Annotated in this window: 16 protein-coding genes; 5 read left to right on the top strand and 11 right to left on the bottom strand. The window is 63.3% G+C overall.

The genetic code is table 11. The features are described 5' to 3' along the window. Positions 1 to 45: 45 nt before the first annotated feature. Entirely contained in the window at positions 46 to 1,605 is a 1,560-nt protein-coding gene (locus HDG32_RS07725) for a methyl-accepting chemotaxis protein (RefSeq protein ID WP_184065199.1), read from the bottom strand. A gap of 249 nt (positions 1,606 to 1,854) precedes the next feature. Here HDG32_RS07725 and HDG32_RS07720 point away from each other — a divergent pair, with 249 nt between their 5' ends. Then, a complete protein-coding gene (locus tag HDG32_RS07720) occupies positions 1,855 to 2,955 on the top strand; it encodes a glycosyltransferase (protein WP_090803345.1) in 1,101 nt (366 codons plus the stop codon). A gap of 129 nt (positions 2,956 to 3,084) precedes the next feature. Here HDG32_RS07720 and HDG32_RS07715 read toward each other — a convergent pair whose 3' ends face one another. The 7 genes from HDG32_RS07715 to HDG32_RS07685 form a co-directional block, all read right to left on the bottom strand. Next, positions 3,085 to 3,342 carry a hypothetical protein gene (locus tag HDG32_RS07715; protein ID WP_090803343.1) on the bottom strand — a complete coding sequence of 86 codons (258 nt, stop codon included), beginning with the start codon at positions 3,340 to 3,342 and terminating at the stop codon, positions 3,085 to 3,087. Continuing rightward, a complete protein-coding gene (locus tag HDG32_RS07710) occupies positions 3,323 to 3,841 on the bottom strand; it encodes a DUF2778 domain-containing protein (RefSeq protein ID WP_184065197.1) in 519 nt (172 codons plus the stop codon). The genes HDG32_RS07715 and HDG32_RS07710 overlap by 20 nt, the downstream gene beginning before the upstream one ends. 361 nt (positions 3,842 to 4,202) lie before the next feature. After that, complete coding sequence (locus HDG32_RS36990; RefSeq protein ID WP_311539619.1) at positions 4,203 to 4,352, bottom strand: hypothetical protein; 150 nt, start codon at positions 4,350 to 4,352, stop codon at positions 4,203 to 4,205. 79 nt (positions 4,353 to 4,431) lie between these two features. Further along, the gene (locus tag HDG32_RS07700; protein ID WP_184065193.1) at positions 4,432 to 4,959 is read right to left on the bottom strand and encodes a DUF2778 domain-containing protein; all 528 of its coding nucleotides are present in this window, start codon (positions 4,957 to 4,959) and stop codon (positions 4,432 to 4,434) included. A gap of 469 nt (positions 4,960 to 5,428) precedes the next feature. After that, positions 5,429 to 7,309, bottom strand: coding sequence for a nucleoside-diphosphate sugar epimerase/dehydratase (locus HDG32_RS07695; protein WP_184065191.1), 1,881 nt, complete (start codon positions 7,307 to 7,309; stop codon positions 5,429 to 5,431). 11 nt (positions 7,310 to 7,320) lie between these two features. Then, the gene (locus tag HDG32_RS07690; RefSeq protein ID WP_184065189.1) at positions 7,321 to 8,343 is read right to left on the bottom strand and encodes a glycosyltransferase family 4 protein; all 1,023 of its coding nucleotides are present in this window, start codon (positions 8,341 to 8,343) and stop codon (positions 7,321 to 7,323) included. Positions 8,344 to 8,392: 49 nt separating this feature from the next. Beyond that, positions 8,393 to 9,352: an NAD-dependent epimerase/dehydratase family protein gene (locus tag HDG32_RS07685; protein WP_184065185.1), complete on the bottom strand. Its 960-nt coding sequence runs from the start codon at positions 9,350 to 9,352 to the stop codon at positions 8,393 to 8,395. A gap of 520 nt (positions 9,353 to 9,872) precedes the next feature. Between HDG32_RS07685 and HDG32_RS07680 the strand changes: the two genes are divergently transcribed. From HDG32_RS07680 to HDG32_RS07665, 4 genes are read left to right on the top strand one after another with little or no spacing between them, the layout of a single operon-like run. Continuing rightward, entirely contained in the window at positions 9,873 to 10,844 is a 972-nt protein-coding gene (locus HDG32_RS07680; RefSeq protein WP_184065182.1) for a glycosyltransferase, read from the top strand. Beyond that, positions 10,841 to 13,036 (top strand): glycosyltransferase, encoded by a 2,196-nt coding sequence (locus HDG32_RS07675; RefSeq protein ID WP_184065179.1) that lies wholly within the window; start codon positions 10,841 to 10,843, stop codon positions 13,034 to 13,036. The genes HDG32_RS07680 and HDG32_RS07675 overlap by 4 nt, the downstream gene beginning before the upstream one ends. Further along, a complete protein-coding gene (locus HDG32_RS07670; RefSeq protein ID WP_184065176.1) occupies positions 13,029 to 16,265 on the top strand; it encodes a glycosyltransferase family 4 protein in 3,237 nt (1,078 codons plus the stop codon). The genes HDG32_RS07675 and HDG32_RS07670 overlap by 8 nt, the downstream gene beginning before the upstream one ends. After that, positions 16,262 to 17,380, top strand: coding sequence for a glycosyltransferase (locus HDG32_RS07665; protein WP_184065173.1), 1,119 nt, complete (start codon positions 16,262 to 16,264; stop codon positions 17,378 to 17,380). The genes HDG32_RS07670 and HDG32_RS07665 overlap by 4 nt, the downstream gene beginning before the upstream one ends. Positions 17,381 to 17,445: 65 nt before the next feature. Here HDG32_RS07665 and HDG32_RS07660 read toward each other — a convergent pair whose 3' ends face one another. The 3 genes from HDG32_RS07660 to HDG32_RS07650 are packed head-to-tail and all read right to left on the bottom strand — an operon-like array spanning position 17,446 to position 19,954. Beyond that, positions 17,446 to 18,351: a hypothetical protein gene (locus HDG32_RS07660; RefSeq protein WP_184065170.1), complete on the bottom strand. Its 906-nt coding sequence runs from the start codon at positions 18,349 to 18,351 to the stop codon at positions 17,446 to 17,448. Beyond that, positions 18,348 to 18,938 carry a histidine phosphatase family protein gene (locus HDG32_RS07655; protein ID WP_184065167.1) on the bottom strand — a complete coding sequence of 197 codons (591 nt, stop codon included), beginning with the start codon at positions 18,936 to 18,938 and terminating at the stop codon, positions 18,348 to 18,350. Before HDG32_RS07655 ends, HDG32_RS07660 begins: the two co-directional genes overlap by 4 nt. Before the next feature lie 14 nt (positions 18,939 to 18,952). After that, positions 18,953 to 19,954, bottom strand: a complete 1,002-nt coding sequence (locus HDG32_RS07650; protein ID WP_260336292.1) for a glycosyltransferase — start codon at positions 19,952 to 19,954, stop codon at positions 18,953 to 18,955. Positions 19,955 to 19,978 lie beyond the last annotated feature (24 nt).

Genomic DNA, 19,978 nt, shown 5'->3' with positions numbered 1-19,978 from the left:
GCGCTCACCTCGTCAGAACGGTGAGCGCCACGGCTGCCGAACGCGTTACGCCGTTGCCCCTTCCAGCTGGAACACCGCGACCGCATCACGCAACGCCATCGCATGCTCTTCCAGCGACTTCGCCGCGGCCGCCGCCTGCTCGACGAGCGCCGCGTTGTGCTGCGTGACCTCGTCGATCTGCGACACCGCCTTGTTGACCTGCTCGATGCCGTCGCTCTGTTCGAGCGCCGACGCCTCGATCTCGCTCATCACGCCGGTCACGCGCTCGACGGCCTTCAGCGCTTCCTGAATCGTCTTCTGCGCATCCGACACCAGCGAGGCACCCTCCTCGACCTTCGCCGCCGACTCGCCGATCAGCTCCTTGATCTCCTTGGCCGCCGCGCCCGAGCGCTGCGCGAGACTGCGCACTTCCGAGGCGACCACCGCGAAGCCGCGTCCCTGCTCGCCCGCGCGCGCCGCTTCGACGGCCGCGTTCAACGCGAGAATGTTGGTCTGAAACGCGATCCCCTCGATCATGCCGATGATCTCCGTGACCTTGCGCGACGACTCGCTGATGCCGTCCATCGTCTCGGTCACGCGCGACACCACCTTGCCGCCGCGCGTGACCGTATCGAGCGCGCCGTGCGCGAGGCGGTTCGCCTGCCTGGCATTGTCGGCGTTCTGTTTCACGGTCGCCGACAGCTGCTCCATGCTCGCCGCGGTCTGCTGCAGCGCGGCCGCCTGCTGCTCGGTGCGCGCCGACAGATCGGCATTGCCCGACGCGATTTCGTTCGCGCCCTGCGTGATCGCGCTCGTGCTGCCGCGCACCTTGCCGACCGTTTCGACGAGGCCGTCGCGCATCCGCGTCAGCGCGCCGAGCAGCTGGCCCATCTCGTTGCGCGATTTCACCTTGATCGCGACGCTCAGGTCGCCGGCCGCGATGCGCTCGAAGTGCTTGACCGTCGCGTTGACCGGCTTGATCAGCGCCGACGACAACGCGACCCGAGCGCCCACCGCGATCACGAGCGCGATCACCGCGATCGCGCCGAACAGCACTGTCGCGAGCTGGAAGCGTCGCGCGCCGGTCGCGGCCTGCTGATGCTGATTGTCCATCTGCGCTTTTTCGAGCGCGTCGATCGCTTTCGAGTAGGACGCGTACAGGCTGTTCGCCGTGTCGCCCTGGATGTTGCGAAAGGTGTTGAAGTCGAAGTCGGTCAATGCCTTGAATTCCGGTTCGATCGCCTTGTCGACGAGCGCCGCGCGCGCGTCGCCGACGCTCTGCGCGAGCTTGCGCCCTGCGTCGCTCGCGAACGGGCCGGCCATGTAGTTGCGGAAGTCGTTGTTCGATTCAAGCAGCACCTTGTGCGCGGCCGGCAGCAGATCGTCGGTCTGCTTGCCGACGCTGAACAACGTCTGATAGGTGCCCAATTCGAGCTGCACCTGCAGAAGCTTCTCGGAACTCGCCTTCAGATGCGACAGCGCGACCGCACTGCGCTGGGTGTCGTCGAGGCTGTCGTTGGCGAGCTTCAGCGCGCCGTAGCCGACAGCGATCACCGTCAGAAGGAAGGCGACGAATACGCTGATCACGAGCGTCAGTCCGCCACGAATTGTGATGTTATTAAGCATTGGGTCTCCGGAACGCCTTTGTTGCGCGCGACTTACACTTCGTCGCATCCAGGTTTACGGTTGCGGCGCGCGCGCGCCGCATAGGGGGAATCCATGAGGAGCGAGCGCTCACGGGCCTGTGCGGGCCGCTTCGGTCTCGCTATCTGGGATTTTTTTGCCGGCCTGGATGAAAGCTTCGCGCCCGTGCCGCGCGCCGGCCGCCGCACGTTTCGTTTGTATAATTCCGCGTCTTCGCTCAGGCCCACTTTCATGCTTAGTTTTGCGCTCGGCTTTCTCGTCTCTCTGCTGATCACGCTGTTGATCGTGCGCTATGCGCATCTGCATGAAAAGTTCTCGACCGACACCGATCTGGCCGGCGTCCAGAAATTCCACGTGCGTCCGGTGCCGCGCATCGGCGGGACTGGGATTCTGGTCGGGCTGATCGTCTCCGCGGTGCAATTGCATCGCGCGTATCCGGCCGTATCGGGCAGCATTCTCGGGTTGATCGCGTGCGGCATGCCGGCGTTCGGCTCGGGGCTCGTCGAGGATCTGACCAAGCGCGTGTCGCCGCTCGCGCGCCTCATCTGCACGATGGCGGCCGCCGCGCTCGCCTGGTTCTTTCTCGACATCGCGGTCACGCGCATCAGCGTGCCGCCGCTCGACTTTCTGCTGTCATATGCGGCGATCTCGTTCGTGGTCACGGTGCTCGCGGTCGCGGCGCTCGCCAACGCGATCAATATCATCGACGGCTTCAACGGCCTCGCGTCGATGGTCGCGTTCATGATGTTCGCGTCGCTCGCGTATGTGGCGTTCCAGGTGCACGACCCGGTCGTGCTGTCCGCGTCGTTCATGATGATGGGCGCGGTGCTCGGCTTCTTCATCTGGAACTTCCCGGCCGGGCTGATTTTTCTCGGCGACGGCGGTGCTTACTTCATCGGCTTCATGCTCGCCGAGCTGTCGATCCTGCTCGTGATGCGCAATCGCGACGTATCCGCGTGGTATCCGGTGCTGCTTTTCATGTACCCGATCTTCGAGACCTGCTTCTCGATCTACCGCAAGAAGTTCATTCGCGGCATGTCGCCGGGCATCCCGGATGGCGTGCATCTGCATATGCTGGTCTACAAGCGGCTGATGCGCTGGGCGGTCGGCGCGCGCACCGCGCGCGAGCTGACGCGCCGCAACTCGCTGACGTCGCCGTATCTGTGGCTGCTGTGCCTGATTGCAGTCGTGCCGGCGACGCTGTTCTGGCGGCACACGCTGCATCTGTTCTGCTTCGTCGTGGTGTTCGCGGCGACTTATGTGTGGCTTTACGTGAGCATCGTGAGGTTCAAGTCGCCGCGGTGGATGGTGGTGAGGAAGGGGAAGCGGTAAGCAGAAACGACAAAGGCTGAAAATCGGCTCACTCGGCTCGAAATGTAGCAATAAATCCTCTCTTCACGAGATTCCTCCAAATTCATCAATGCACGGGATAAACAAAAGCCCCGTCGCCGGGGCTTTCGTCTACCTCGTGCGATACCACCGCCATAGCTTCAGGATCGCCACATACGCCAGCGCCGCCACGATCAGTTCGATAGTCACCCACACCATGTAATACAGGTCATCAGGGTCACGCACACCGAGCCAATCGGAAGCCGCCCAATATGCATTCGACTCGCTTTCTGTCCACTCGTACGGATACGGCCGGACATAAAGAACAGAGAGAACAAACAGCGCCAGAAACAACGTGACCTTGAACAGTCTACGGGCAAGTGTTGCCATATGTGATGACCTCAATTGTTCCGTAGGCCCGAAGCCCCGAAATGCCGGCAGGGATCGTCATGGTGCGCAGCAGCGCATTGCGGATTCTCATGAAATCGCTATGGCTCGGCAAGGTAATGCAACCAAGTGATGCGCCGTGCCCGCCTGCTGGATGCAACCGGAACTGCCCACGCTTGACACCATTGACCCAAGTGAAATCATCGACTAGTCCATCATCCCGATACAGGGCGAACCAGTCACCGTGATTCGATGGATGGCCGAAAACGGCATTCAACGCGTCTTTTCCCAATGCGTAAGCCTGTGAACGGATGCCACCAGTCGGACGGTCGACGATCCAGTATTTGCCGGCGGGAATCGGCCCCTTGCTAGGCACAGCCGTGCAGCCGCCCCGATTGCGGTATTGCCGGTCGCCAGAATAAGCGTCAAAGGTGCCGATGCCAGAAATGGTGAGCGGTGATAGTGGCTCGTTATTCACGAGGAATTTGCCGGTGTAGGCCATATGTCACACCTCCTGATTACGCTGGCTGTGGGTCATTGCGTCCTACACAGGTTCCTCCCGTCGGGGAACCTTGACCGTAAGCGCGCGTGCCCCTGGCGCGCTACAGGTCGATTCCCGATTTGCCGCCTCCTTCGCCTGGGCAAAAAAAGCGCGCCACAAGGGCGCGCAAAAATTTGCATCACAGATAAAAGAGCTAACCGAACCGCCACCTCAGCGAGAAAGCGATACCGGGTTGCGACGATTCAATGCTAGGTGTATGTGCCGGGCGCAGGCTTCAGACAACTCCGAAACGCCGGGGCGTGCACGATGGTCGTCAACTCTCCAGGGCAAAAATAGAAAAGCCCCTCCCCGGGGCTTTCGTCTACTTCGTGCGGTACCACCGCCATAGCTTCATGATCGCCACATACGCCAGCACCGCCACGAGCAGTTCGATAGTCATCCACAGGCCGATATACAGGTTTTCGGGATCGCCGATACCTAGCACCTCCGAAGCGTGTATCCATGCACGCATCTCGGACTCGGTCCACCCATCGTCGTACGGTCGGACAAATCGGAATGACAGAAGGTACAGACCTATAAACAGTAGGACTTTAAGCACCCTTCGGACAGGTGTTGCCATATGTGCTGACCTCAATTGTTCCGTAGGCGCGAAGCCCCGAATTGCCGGCAGGGATCGTCATGGTGTGAAGGAGTGAGTTGCGGATTCTCAGGAAATCCGTACGGCTCGGCAGGGTAATGCAGCCAAGCGAAACACCCCGACCACCTGCCGGATGCAACCTGAAGTTTCCACGCCGCACGCCGTTGATCCATGTGTAATCGTCGATTAGCCCATCATCACGATACAGTGCAAACCATTCACTGTGATCGGTCGGGTGCGACGAGTAGTAATTGAACTCATCTTTTAACCACGTTTCTACCGCAGAGCGCACGCCGCCAGTAGGGCGCGGGACGATCCAGTACTTGCCAGCGGGGATCGGCCCGTTATTGGGAACCATTGTGCAGCCGCCCCGATTGCGGTATTGGCCGTTGCCGGAATAGGCGTCGAATGTGCCGATGCCATTAATGGTGAGCGGTGACAGCGGCGCGTTGTCCACGAGGAATTTGCCGAAGTAAGCCATGTTTCACGCCTCGTGATTGCGCTGGCTGTAGGTCATTGCGTCTTGCATAGGCTCCTCCCATTGGTGAGCCTTGACCGTAACCGCGCGGGCCGCTGGCGCGCTACAGGTCGATTCCGGATTTGCCGCCTCTTGCGCCTGGACAAAAAAAAGCGCCACAGGGGCGCGCAATACTTTTGCATCACAGAAAAAGAGCCAACAGAGCCGCCACCTCAGCGGGAATGACATACCGGGCGGTGACGATTCAATGCTAGGTGTATGTGCCGGGCGCAGGCTTCAGACAACTCCGAAAAGCCGGGGTGTGCGCGATGGTCGTCAACTCTCCTGGGCAAAAATAAAAAAGCCCCAGCATGTCTTTAGGGGCTCTTATCGATAAACATCCGACAGCCAATTTCAACGGGTCAAATGACCTGCCTTCGCGGGTACTGATTCAATGCTTCGACTACTCCGATGACTCGCGGCGGCGGAACGCCTACGACACCCGCGTCGCCGGCGCCACACTACGCAGCGTCGTCGCCGTCGCCGGCAGATACTCCGGCACCCAGCGCCGCAGATCGCGCCGCACTTCATCGTCGGCCGGCACGCGATGCTGCATCAGCCACGGCAGCAGATTGTCGATCAGGCTGTCCGGCACCTCGCGCGCCTGCGCGATGCGCAGCTTCGGGTGCGGTGTGCGCGTGGTGGTTTCGTCGTCCGCGAGCAGTTCTTCGTAAAGCTTCTCGCCCGGACGCAAACCCGTGAACACGACGCGAATCTGCTCTTCGGTGAAACCGTACAGGCGGATCAGATCGTGCGCGAGATCGGCGATTCGCACCGGCTTGCCCATGTCGAGAATGAAAATCTCGCCGCCGCGCCCCATGCTCGACGCCTGCAACACGAGTTGCGACGCCTCCGGAATCGTCATGAAGAAACGCGTGATTTCCGGATGCGTGACGGTCACCGGCCCGCCGCGCGCGATCTGCTCCTGGAACTTCGGAATCACGCTGCCCGCGCTGCCGAGCACGTTGCCGAAGCGCACCGTCTCGAACTGCGTGCGCCGCGCGCCCTGCTGCTGCAGCGCCGAGCACGCCATCTCCGCGAGCCGCTTGCTCGCGCCCATCACGTTGGTCGGATTGACCGCCTTGTCGGTCGAGATCAGCACGAAATGCGCGACGTCGTGGCGGATCGCCGCGCGCGCGACGCGGTACGTGCCAAGCACGTTGTTGCGCACCGCCTGCCACGTGTTGACCTCTTCCATCAACGGCACATGCTTGTAGGCCGCCGCATGAAACACGATGTGCGGACAGTAGCGCGCCATCACCTGATCGAGCAGCAGCGAGTCCTTCACGTCGCCGACGATCGGCACCACCGACACTTCCGGATATTTGTCGCGCAGCTCTTCGTTCAGGCGATAGATCGAGAACTCGGAGATGTCGAACGCGACCAGTTGCACCGGACCGAAGCGCAGGATCTGCCGGCATAGCTCCGAGCCGATCGAGCCGCCCGCGCCCGTCACCATCACGACACGGTTTTTCAGCAGCGCGGCGACGTGCTCGGTGTCGATCGTCACCGGGTCACGGCCGAGCAGGTCTTCGAGATCGATCTGCCGCACGCGCGCCAGGAACGCCTGACCTTGCGTGAGCGGCGTGAGCGCGGGCAGCGTCATCGCGCGTACGCCGGCGCGCACGCACAGCGTGGCGATGCGCCGATGCGCCTCCACCGACGCCGACGGCACCGCGATGATCACATGCTCGACCTTCAGCTCCGTGCAGATTTTCTGCAGATCGCTGATCGCACCAACCACGCGATAGCCGTAGATTTCACGGCCCTGCTTGATCGGATCGTCGTCGAGCAGGCCGACGAGGCGCCATTGGCCCGAGCGCTTCAGCTCGCGCACGAGGTTCGCGCCGGCATTGCCCGCGCCGAGCACGAGCACCGGCTTGCCCTGGCCGACCAGTCCGCCGTAGCGATAGAACTCCTTGGCCGCGCGATACAGCGCGCGTGAGCCGCCCATCGTCAGGAACAGCAGCATCGGCGACACGATCAGCACCGAGCGCGGCACGACCGGCGCCGGCTGCAACAGCGCCGAGCCGATCACGACGACGAGCGCGCCGACGCCGATCGCTTTCGCGATCCGCACGAGATCGGGCAGGCTCGCGAACACCCACATGCCGCGATAGAGGCCGTAGCCGCGGAACATCACCGCGTAGATCAGCAGCACCCACACGAGCGCATGCAGCCCGCTCGACCAGAACGGCGCGGGCACCGGTCCGTTGAACCGGATCACATAGGCCAGCAGCCAGGCCATTGCCACCGCGCACAGGTCGAACGCAAACGCACTGAACGAAAGCCATCTGGCTTTGAAGCTTTTCATTGCGCAGAACCTCAGATTGGCCCGGAACGGGACACATGGCGCCGCCAGCGGCGATCAATACACAGGCCCGCGACGACCAGCACGGCAGCCCATGCGACGACAACCAGCCATTGATACAGAAGAGCCAATTGTAGCGCCCAAACAGCAAGTATTATGCCCGCCGCCATGAACAAATACCAAATCCACGCGGTCGATGCGTGCCCGAAACCCGACTGCACCAGTCTTTGATAGTAGTGTTCACGATGCGCCTGCCAAAATTTTTCACCGCGCAGCAGGCGCTTGAGCAGCGTGACCGACGCATCGCCGATGAACGGCGCGAAGCACAGTGCCGGAAACCACACCGGCCATACACCCTCGCGCCACCCCCAATAGCCGAGCGCGCCGGCCAGAAAGCCGAGCGGGATCGAGCCGGCGTCACCGAGAAAAATGCGCGCCGGGTGAAAGTTGAACAGCAGAAAGCCCGCGGCCGCGCCTGTGACGATCAGGCTCGCCGTCGCGAGCGCCGGGTCCGCGTGCGACGACAGCGAGGCGGCCACCGCATAGCCGCCGAAGCCGAACAGCGCCATGCCGCCCGCGAGGCCGTCCGAGCCGTCCATGAAGTTGTAGAGATTGACGAGCCACACGAGTAGAACCGCCATGCACGCGAGCGCCCACCACGGCACGTCGGCCGGATAGACGGCGATCAGTGCCGCCACCGCCGCCGCATGACCGCCGAAGCGCACGCGTGCGGGCAGGCCACGTCGATCGTCGAGCTGCGATAGCGCCGCGAGCAGCGCCGCGGCAAGCGCGGGCAGCCACAGCGACGGCGCCGCCAGCGCGATCAGCAACACCGCGACCGGCACGATGCCCCAGCCGCCGACGCGCGGCGTCGGGCGCGTGTGCAGCGAGCGGTCGTTGGGGATGTCGGTGGCGAGCCGCCACGCGAGGCCGGTGCGCAGCAGCGTCCACAGGATCGCCGCGCAGGCGGCGAGCGCGGCGACGCCCCACGGCAGTAGAGAGACGACGGAAGAGGCGGAGTGTGCAGCGAGCGGCATCGATAGCGTTAGCGGTTCAGGTCGGAGTCAAGGCGGGTTCAACCCGTGGTCAATGCGTTGAGCGATACCACGCCGCGGTTTCGAGCAGCCCATGCTCGACCGTATGCGGCGCAGACCAGTTCAGACATTCGCGGATATGCGAACTGTCGACGCGCAGCTCGCCGATCAATCGATCGATCTGCGCCGAGCGGCCGGTCAGGCGACCCGCGAGACTGAGCAGGCTGGCCGGCACCGGCACGAGCCGCGCGGGCACGTGAAGCTGCGTGGCCAGCAGACGCGCGAGTTCCGGCACGCTGAGGTCGCGGCCGTCGGTCACATGGAAGGTTTCGCCGGCCGCGCGCGGATCGGTCGCGCAATGCACGAGCGCGTCCGCGAGGTTATCGACGAACACGAGGCTGCGCAGCGCGCTGAGCGCGCCGAGCGGCAACGGAATGCCTCTCGCGACCGCGTTCATCAGCTGCAGGAAGTTCGCGCGCACGCGCGGCCCGTAGACCAGCGGCGGCCGCACCACGACGACTTCGAGACCCGTCGAGCGGCCGAAGTCGAACAGCGCGCGCTCGGCTTCCAGTTTCGAGATGCCATACGCCTCGGACGGCGCGGGCTGATCCGTTTCGGCGATCGGCCGGCCGCTGCTCGCCTCGCCCATCGCCTTGATGCTGCTGACGAACACGAAGCGCCTCGCGCCCGCGCGCCGCGCCGCGGCCGCGACGCGCAAGCTGCCCTCGACATTGGTCGCGCGATAGGCGGCGAGCGGCTCGGTCAGGGCCTCCCGCATCACGTGCACGCGCGACGCCAGATGGATCACCGCATCGCAAGTGAGCGTGACCGGCCAGCGCTGGTCGATGCCCGCAAAGTCTTCGGTATCGAGCAGCCATTCGCGCACGCCCTCGGCGGCCGTCTGCGGCCGGCGCACCACGCCGGTCACGCGATCGCCCCGCCGCAGCAACGCGCGCGACACCGCCTGGCCGACGAAACCGTTGGCGCCGGTGACGAGGATCTGCAGACTCATCGCAATGCTCCGTCATGCACTTCGCGGCGCACGATTACGCCCACGCCATGCCGCGCGACCCACGCAAACAGACGATCGCCGTCAGGACTCGACGCGGCCGCACACGGCGGGAAAGGCGGATCAGACACGATACAATCTGGCATCGGCGGTGCTTTCTCAGGAAGTCTGGCTGGGAACGTATTGTATTCGGGCCGTGATAATAAAACGGACCTGCGCCTGCTGGCGCGTCGTTCGTACACTTCGTAACAACTCAAACATATTCGCGCATGTGGAATTCGTGGTATCGATCCGACTTGCTCGACAACCGCACACGCCGGCCTGCTCGCTGGCCGTGCGATCAGGCCCCGGCCCGCGCACCGGCAAGTCCGCGCCTGAAGGCCGCGCAAGCGCGCGGCGAGCATCCACATGAATGCCCCGAAACCTGCCGGTCTTGCCGCCATGTTCGCGCGTTACGCGCAGCGGCGTGCCGCGACGTGCTGGTCTGAAGAAAAGAACTGTTTGAGCGACTAGAGTCCCACCTATGAAAGTGCTGTTCGCCACCTACCCGATGGCTTTCCATACCCCCGGCGGCGGAGAAATCCAATTGCTTGCGTATCACAAGCATCTGCCCGCGCATGGCGTCGACGTTACGCTGTTCGATCCGTGGAAGCCGCGTTTTCTAGAACACGACGTGGTGCATTTCTTCTCGTGCGTCGGTGGCTCGGTGCACTTCTGCAACTTCGTCAAGCAACTTGGCTTGCCGCTCGTCGTGTCGTCGAGTTTGTGGGTGACGGAGGAAACCAGGCATCTCTATCCGATCGGCGAGATCCGCCATCAGTTTTCTCTCGCGGACCGCGTGGTCGCAAACTCCGAGATCGAATGCGACACGCTCGCTCGCATCTTCGATCTGCCGCGCGAGAAGTTCGCGAGCGTGTTGAACGGCGTCGAACAGAGCTTTTACGAGCCGGTCGCGGCGGAGCCGTTCCGCCGTGAATCCGGCATCGAGGGCCGCTTCATCCTGAACGTCGGCAACATCGAGCCGCGCAAGAACCAGCTCGCGCTGATCCGGGCGATGAAGTCGTTCCCCGACCTGAAGCTTGTCCTGATCGGCCATCAGCGCGATCCTGAGTATGCGAAGGCATGCTTCGACGAGGGTGGCGGCCAGGTCGTCTACGCCGGCACGCTGCCCCACGATTCGCCGCTGCTGCGCTCCGCCTACGCGGCCTGCGAAGCGTTCGTGCTGCCGAGCACGCTCGAAACGCCGGGGCTCGCCGCGCTCGAAGCGCATGCCGCCGGCGCGCGCATCGCGGTGACAAAAGTTGGCTCTACCCAAGAATATTTCGCGCAGCACGTTGCCTACCTGGATCCGTTCGACGTCGACAGCATCACCGGATCGATTCGCGCGGCGCTCGCGCAACCGCGCGGCGCTGCCGCTGCTCCGACGCGCGATCTGACCTGGCAGGCCGTCCTGTCGCCCTTGAAAGACCTCTACAATTCCCTGCTGACGAAATGACAAAACCCGTGACGAACCTCATGAAGAACTTCGAACTTCGTCCCTTGAATAACGTCGAGGCGTCCTCGAATTCCGGGTTCGCCTGGAACGCGACGAACGGCGATCCGCAGTTCGAGCTGACGGGATGGGCAGAGCTGTCGGGTCGCGCCGCGCGTATTTCGTTCGAGCTCGCGAAAGAAGACATGCCGGCCTCGCCATGCATGATCTATTTCGACGCGGGCGCGGGCATGTCGGAGCACGCGACGATCGGCCTCGTGGTCGACGCTGACGGCAAGGTGGATCAGGTCGTCGCGTTTCCGCCGCTCGTCGGTCCGTTGCGCCTCGATCCGATCGCGCGCGCGGGACTGTTTTCGATCACCGGCTTCAACGTCGAACTGGTGGCCGACGCCGACTGCCCGACGGAACTGCTCGAACGCGCGCGCCGGATGGCGTCGTGGGGCGGCGGCGCTCAGCCTGCGCCGGCGCCAACCGTGGGTCACACGTATCAGGAATGGATCGAGCGGCACGAGCCGCCCGCGTCGCATTACCCGGAACTGCGCGCGCGCTCGAAGGCGTGGGCGCTGCAACCGCTGATCAGCATCGTGATGCCGACCTACAACACGCCGGCCAGGTGGCTGCGCATGGCGATCGATTCGGTCGTCGACCAGGTCTACGAGAATTGGGAATTCTGCATCGCCGACGACTGCTCGACGAACCCCGAGGTCAAGCAGGTGCTCGACAGCTACGCCGCCAAAGATCCGCGCATCAAGGTCGCGTACCGCACGACGAACGGCCACATCAGCAACTCCAGCAACACGGCGCTCGAGCTTGCCGTCGGCGAATTCGTCGGCCTGCTCGACCACGACGACGAATTGCATCCGCTCGCGCTCTATTGCGTCGCCGAGCTGATCAACGCGCATCCGGACGCGACGGTGATCTACAGCGACGAAGACAAGATCTCGATCGACGGGGTCCGCTCGGACCCGTACTTCAAATGCGACTTCAACTACGATCTGTTCCTGAGCCAGAACATGATCTCGCATTTCGGCGTCTACAAGACTTCGGTCATGAAGGAGGTCGGCGGCTTCAGAACCGGCTTCGAAGGCTCGCAGGACTACGACCTCGCGCTGCGCGTGATCGACCGCGCGGGTCATCACACGGTGTATCACGTGCCGCGCGCGCTGTACCACTGGCGCATGATCCCCGAGAGCACGGCGGCCGGCCATGAAGCCAAGCCGTATGCGCATATCGCGGCGATGCGCGCGCTCGACGAACACCTCGCGCGCAACGGCATCAACGCCCACACCGAGCACGCGCCGGGCACGGACGCCTTCAACAAGGTCGTGTACGACTTGCCCGAGGTGCTGCCGTCGGTGGAGATCATCATTCCGACGCGCGATTCCGCCGGACTCGTCGAGCAATGCGTGGAATCGGTGCGGCAGAAATCGAGCTACCCGAACTTCCGCATCACGATCATCGACAACGGCTCGCTCAAGCAGGAAACGCACGACCTGTTCGCGCGCCTGCAAGAGGACGAGCGCATCAAGGTCGTGCGCGACGATTCGCCGTTCAACTACTCGGCGCTGAACAACCGCGTCGCGCTCGCGAGCACGGCGGACTTCGTCTGTCTGATGAACAACGACATCGAAGTGATCAACGCCGACTGGCTCGAGGAAATGGTGTCGGTCGCGCTGCAGGCGAAGGTCGGCGCGGTCGGCGCAAAACTGCTGTATCCGGACGACACCATCCAGCATGGCGGCGTGGTGCTCGGCGTCGGCGGGATTGGGAGCCATGCGCACAAGCACTTCCCCAATTCGCACCCCGGCTACTTCGCGCGCGCACGCCTGCGCAACGTGATGTGTGCGGTGACCGCCGCGTGCCTGCTGATCCGCCAGTCGATCTACAAGGAAGTCGGCGGCCTCGACGAACAGTTACACGTCGCTTACAACGACATCGATTTTTGCCTGCGTGTGCGGCAAGCGGGCTACCGCAATGTGTGGACGCCCTACGCGGAGCTTTATCATCACGAATCGGCAACCCGCGGCGCCGAAGACACACCGGAAAAAATCAGCCGCTTCAACCAGGAATCTGAGTTGGTCAGACAGCGCTGGGAGCATCTGTTGATGAACGATCCCTGCTATTCACCCAATCTGACACTGACTGCCGACGATTTTTCCTTTGCTTGGCCTTCAAGGATTGCAAATCTTGATTAATCTGGGACCCCAAAAAAACAAGACCGGATGGCTGGCGGAGTACCGCCATCCATCGCCGGGGGAACTGTTCTGCCTGCCGAGCGCGATCTACTTTCTGATGAAGTTCAGAGCCGATCTCGCGCGCTTCAATTCCAAAGTGCTGGATGACCGCGTCACGCTGTATTTCTGGTGGGAAATGTCGGCGCGCGAAACGTATCCGGACTTCAACTGGGTGCTGCGGCAGGAAGACCTCGAATATTTGCGTCAGCTCGACAACGACACGCTGATCGAGCGGCATCCGGACGCCGTCACGTACTGGCTCGGCTCGACCAAACCGAGCGTGCTCGATGCGAAGCATCTGAGCGAGACGCTGCACGAGCCCGTCACCGTGCTCGAAGAAGCCGGCCTGCAATTGCCGAAGCTGATGACGACGGTCGTGCGCAATCGCGGCGATCTGTCCCAGGCATTCAACCTGAACACGCTGACCGGCTATCTGAACTGCCTCGACTGGTGGGAGCAGTACGGTCAGGTCACCTGCCCGCGCGTGACGTGGCGTCCGCCGATCGCGTGGCCCGGGCTGCTGGAACCGATCGACGCGCCTGACTCCAGCGCGATGCCGTTTCCGCGCTTCCTCGCGCTGATCACGACCGAGCGGCCCGATCTGCGCAGCGCGTTCAATCTGAACAGCTTCACCTCGCGGCTCAACGCGCTCAGCTGGTGGGAAGACCACGGCCAGCGCGAGTATCCGCGCATCAAGTGGTCGCAGCCGCCGATCGGCGGCTTCATGCTCGAGCCCGAAGCGCTTCCCGCGGACGGTGGCCCTTACGTGCCGCGCTTCCTGTGCGAGATCTACAAGGACCGGCCGGACCTGCAGGCGACCTTCACGCTGCAGTCCTTCCGCGGGCGGCTCAACTGTCTGTCGTGGTGGATCGAACACGGCCAGCATCAGTACCACGCGATCAAATGGGTGCCGCCCACGCCCTCCGCCGTGATGTTCGAGCCCGAATTTGGCTCGCACGCCGACTGGCTACCGGTGCCGCGCTTCCTGCGGCTGCTGCACGGTGAGCGCCGGGACCTGCAGGAGCTCTGCTCGCTCGACAGCTTCACCGGGCGCCTGAAGTGCCTGTCGTGGTGGATCGAGCACGGGCAGCACCAGTATCCGGCGATTCACTGGGGCATCCCGCCGTTGCCCGACACCCTGTTCAGGATGGAAGCCGGCGAGCAAGGCGCGCTGCCGCTGCTGCCGCGCTTTCTGCCGCTGATCTGGAACGAGCGGCCCGACCTGCAGGCGTCGTTCAACCTGAGCAGCTTCCGCGAGCGGCTCGCGTTCATTTCGTGGTGGGAAAAGCACGGGCACAGCGAGTACTACGCGATCGAATGGTCGCCGACGCATCTCGCCGAAGAACGCGAGGGCGAATGGGTGCCGCCCACCACACCCGCATTGATGTTCGAGCCCGAATGGGGCACGCACGCCGACTGGCTACCGGTGCCGCGCTTCCTGCGGCTGTTGCATGACGAGCGCCAGGATCTGCAGGAGCTCTGCTCGCTCGACACCTTCACCGGGCGTCTGAAGTGCCTGTCGTGGTGGATCGAACACGGGCAGCACCAGTATCCGGCGCTTCACTGGGCCATCCCGCCGTTGCCCGACAGCCTGTTCGGCGCGCAAGCCGGCGAGCAAGGCGCGCTGCCGCTGCTGCCGCGCTTTCTGCTGCTGATCTGGAACGAGCGGCCCGACCTGCAGGCATCGTTCAACCTGAACAGCTTCAGCGAACGGCTCGGCTTCATCTCCTGGTGGGACAAGCACGGGCACGACGAGTACTACGCGGTCAAATGGACGCCGACTCATCTGGCCGAAGAGCTCGCGAGAATCGACGACGAGCAGCCGGCGGACGACACCTTGCTGCCGCGCTTCCTGACGATGATCGCGAATGACCGCCCGGATCTGCGCGAAGTGTACGACCTGAACACCGCGGATGGCCGCGACCAGCTCGTGCGCTGGTGGAACGAATGGGCGTCGACCGAATATCCGCTGGTCGGCTCGCTGAAGGTGCGCTGGACCGACAGCGCCGACGACGAAGCCGATGACGACGCGCACGAGCCCGCGCGCTATCACGCGCGCGTCGAAGGCATCGGCTACGACTTCGGCGTCAACATCATCGGCTTCCCGCAAGGCGTGCTCGGCCTCGGCGAAGACGCGCGCATGGCCGCCCGCGTACTGCAACTGTCGTCGACGCCGGTCACGCTGCTCAATGCGCCGATGGCGGGACCCGCGCGCCTCGAACACTCGGTCGATCATCTGATCAGCGACGAGCTCAAGTACAACATCAGCCTGATCTGCCTGCCGGCGCCCGAAATGGTGCGGCTCGCGCTGGAAGGCGGCCGCAGCCTGATCGACGCGCCCACGCACAAGATCGGCGCATGGCCATGGGAACTGCCCCACTGGCCGAACGCGTTCGGCAACGTGCATCAGATGGTCGACGAAATCTGGGCGCAGAGCCGCTTCGTGCAGAGCGTCTACAGCCGGCTCGGCAACACGCCGGTCTACCAGATGCCGATGGCGGTCGAGGTCCCCGCGCCGCTCGAGCCGAAGCGCGAGCGCTTTGGCCTGCCGGCCAACGAGTTCCTGTTCTACCTGATGTTCGACGGCAACTCGTGGCTGAGCCGCAAGAATCCGGTCGCCGGCGTGCAGGCGTTCAAGCAGGCGTTCGGCGACAGCTCCCCGGGCGTCGGGCTCGTCATCAAGGCGATGAACGTGCGCGACGACGACCCGGTGTGGCGCGCCGTGCTCGACCTTGTCGCGGGCGATAGCCGCATTCACATCGTGTCCGAGCGCCTGAGCCGCCAGGACTCGACCGACTTCATGGCCTGCTGCGACGCCTACATTTCGCTGCACCGTAGCGAAGGCTTCGGCCGCGTGATCGCGGAGGCGATGGCGTTGGGGCAGCCGGTCGTGGTCACGAACTTCTCGGGCAACGTCGACTTTTGCGAACCCGACACCGCGTTCCTCGTGGATGGCGAACTCGTGCCGCTGCGCCCCGGCGACTACCTGTTCGCCGAAGGTCAGTACTGGTGCGATCCGGAGGTATCGATCGCGGCGGAACAGCTCAAACGCATGATCGACGATGCGCCACTCCGTGAGCGCATCGCACTGGCGGGGAAGGCGCGCATGGAGCGCGACTACTCAGTTGAGGCAGTCGCACGCGCGTATGCGCGACGGTTGAACGACATTGCGGAGGCGAAGACGATATGACGCTGCGGGTATGTGCTCCGGACATTTTCTCGGGCGATGCGGTGGGTAACCACTGCATCGGTTTCGTACGCATGGCTGAACGTCTCGGCATGAGGGCCGAGCTGTATGCAAGCGGTTTCGAGGAGGGAACGAATGGAGTGCGCCCGCTTGACGCATTATTCGAAGAGGTCACTCGCGACGATGTGGTTCTGCTGAGTTACTCGATCTACGATCCGTACCTCGAGCGGATACTCGCGCTCGATTGCAGGAAGATCTGCTACATCCACGGCGTGACGGACCCGCAGTTGCTGCGCGCGCTCGAACCGCGCACCGCACAGTTGTGCGAGAAGGCACTCGCGCAACTGCCGCTGCTCGCGCACTTCGACACCGTCGTCGCGAATTCGCGCAGCACGGCGGCGAGCCTCGCCGGCATCGTCGCGGCGGACGCCATCAAGGTCGTGCCGCCGATCTTTCCCGACATGTACGTGTTCCGGCGCGAAGGACCGCGCAAGGGCCGCAAGCGCCCTGAGCCGAACCTGCTGATGGTGGGCCGGGTGGTGCCGCATAAACGCATCGAGGACGGCATCGAGATTCTGTCGCTGCTGAAGCAGCGTGATTTCGGCGCGACGCTGAGCATCGTCGGCAGCACGCCGAACTACGATTACCTGAAATTTCTGATCAATCACGCGCGGCGTCTCGGCGTGCTCGAGCAGGTCGACTTCAAGGGCATGCTCGACGACGCCGATCTGTTCGAGTGCTACGAATCCACCCACGCGTTGCTCGCGATGAGCCGCCACGAGGGCTTCTGCGTGCCGGTGCTCGAAGCGATGCATTACGGCAAGCCCGTATTCGTGCGTGGCGGCACGGCCGCTCAGGAGATTTGTCCGCCCGACTGCGTGTTCGACGCCCATGCCGAACTCGCCGCCTGGATACCCGTGATCACGCAGCGCCTCGGCCATACCCACGGCCGCTGTCCGATCGACACGGCCTTCGTCAAACACGCCGACGGTGTGCTGCAACGTGCCAGCGACGAGGTATGGCGCAAGATCTTCGTCGGCGCCGGGGTCGGCATGGCGGCCGCGTCGACGCATGCGCGCGCGGGTACGGCGGCCGTTTCGCTGAAAAGAGATAGATAGTCAGCGCCGCCGCTCACCAACCCATCCCGGCGCACATCGGCGCGATCCAACCCGAGCGCGCCGCCTCACTCGTTCGCTGGCGGCTTGCCGGTCCTGTCGAAGTCGATCGGTTGCCCCGTATGCGGATGCGGCGTGAACGAGAAATGCGCGCGCACGTACTTCTGCGATAGCGTGCACAGCAAGTCCATCAATGCAATCTGCTCGGCCGGAAAGACCGGCGCGCGATCCGCCGCGTCGATCGGTTTTTGCATGTAGCGCACGATATCTTTTTCGAAATCGCTGACGCAATAGTCCAGCACCCGATCGCCTTCGATCGGATAGGCCGCCACCTTCAGTTCGGGATGCAGCGACAGATACGTGCTGAACAGACGCTCGGCAACGAATGGCAGGAACGGTGCGTCGTCCGAGTGGATCGTGGGCTCCAGCACCCCGCGCGCGGCCTCGGTGCCGCTCTGCGTTTCGAGGAACGTGGCAATCGGCTCAAGCACCTTGCCGACGTAGCTTTCCCAGAACGACTGCGAACCGACCCAGAAATTGCAATAGCACAGCGTGTGCGGCGACTGACGGGGCGCCTCACGCAGATTCCACGCGATGCCGCAGGCGTCGAGCAGTTGCTGGCTGCGCTCGACGAGTCCCGGATGCGCATGCTCGCCCTGCATCCACGCGGTGTACGAGAAATACGCGAGTTGCGGAAACGGATTGATCATCCAGACGTCGGCGTCGGCATTGGCCTGCACGAACTCCAGAAACCGGCTGCCGTCCATGCGCGCCTTCAGCGCGAACTTCGGCGAAAAAAGACCGGTGATCTGCTGCTGCCGATGCATGCCCTTGCGGTACATGTCGACGAGAATATAAAACTCGCGCCACGCGGCGTGCGCGTTATCGCGCAGTTCGAGCGGATGAAAAGCCTGTTCGGACAGGACCTGTCCCGGCGCGTAAAGCGGCTCGAAGATCTTGATCGATGCACTCATGACAGCCCTGCGATCTGCAGATAATAGTTTCCGGTGTGCACGTTGCGCCGGAACAGCGTGAGCGATGCATTCGGCACCAGCACGTTGGGAAAGCGGGACAACGGCACGTTCAGCAGGTATTGCGAGATCACCGAGATCGGTCCCGCGTGACACACGGCGGCGATCAGGCCAGGCTGCTCAGCGTGCCGCAGCACCTCCTCCTCGAGCCAGTTCACCGAACGCGCGGCCAGTTCGAGATGCGACTCGCCGCCCTCGTAACGGTCCGACAGATGTTTGCCCCAGTCGGGAAACGCCACACGAAAATCTTCGGCCTTCCAGGTCGCGAACCGCCCCGCATTGGTTTCGCCGAGACGGGCGTCGACGGTCCAGTCGCAGTTGTCCTTGAACAGCACTTCAGTGGTCTGCAACGCGCGCCGCCACGGGCTCGAAAAAACGCGGTCGGGCGCGAAACCGTGACTTTCCATCAGCGTGCGTAGCTTCGCGGCCTGCTGCAGGCCATGCTCGGTCAACTCGTCCTGCTCGGTCGAGTTCAACAGGCCAGCCACGTTGGCGTGCGATTGGCCGTGGCGAATCAGAAGAAGATCCATAGGTGTTAGCTGCTTTAAGGCTTGGGGTCGGGCAAGGCTTTCACGAACATCGACGAAATGCGTCGCACGCTGAAACGGTCGAACACGTCGGCGTAGGCATTGCGGCGGATCGACTGGCGAAGCTGCGGGTCGCCCAGCATGTCCTCCAGCGCTCGTGCCCAGCTCTCGGCCGTGTTCGACGCAATGTATCCCGTCTCACGATGTTTGACGTTCTCGCGGTAGGTCGGGCAATCCGAATAGATGCTCGGGATGCCGAGGCTGCCGTAGTCCGCGTATTTGATCGGCGACTTGCACGAGTTGAAAAACAGCGTCTCCGGATCCTCTTCGGCGCCGAGCGGCACGATCGCGAACGTGTAGCCTTCGTCGCGGATGGCCTTCTTGTATTCGAGGTTGCCGCGGCTGCCGCGATGCGTCATGCGGGCAATCGTGTTGAGCTCCGGAAACGGATCGCCCCAGAAGTCGATCGACACGTTTTCGTGGCGCGCGAGAAAACTGCGCAAGGTGCCGAAAAACTCCTTGCGAAAGCTCACGAGCTTGATGCCGTCGAGATTGGAGAAGACGATCTTCGGCGGCTGGGTTTCGGTCCACAGTTCCGGCGACAGGTCGAACGCCTGATCGTCGAACCCGTTCGGGATGATCAGCACGTCGTCCGAGCGCCGCACTTTGCGCATGCGCTCCTGCAACAGCGAGTTCGACGCCGTGGCCGCGCTCGCTTCGCGAATCATCGCGAGCACGTTGTAGAGCACGTCCTCGTTCATTTCGAGCACGCTCCACGACGGCAGATCGAGCAGCCAGTCGTCGAGATCGTAAATCGTATGAAGACCGAGTTCGTTGGCCATCCGCATGATCTTCAGCGACAGATTCGACACGTGCTTGTTGAACAGCACGACGTCGAAGCGATGCAGATGGCTGACGCCAACGTCCGCCTCCGAGATCTGCTCCCACTCGATCAACCGATGGCGCTGCATGTACGAAAGCAAAGGCGCGAAGCGCGCGCCGATGGTGCGCGAATTCATTCGCCCATCGGTCATGGAGCGCCG

The sequence above is a fragment of the Paraburkholderia sp. CI2 genome, assembly GCF_014201055.1.
Lineage (GTDB): Bacteria > Pseudomonadota > Gammaproteobacteria > Burkholderiales > Burkholderiaceae > Paraburkholderia > Paraburkholderia tuberum.
Note: the sequence above shows the minus strand (reverse complement) of the source record. Positions and strands in the feature narration are given on the sequence as shown.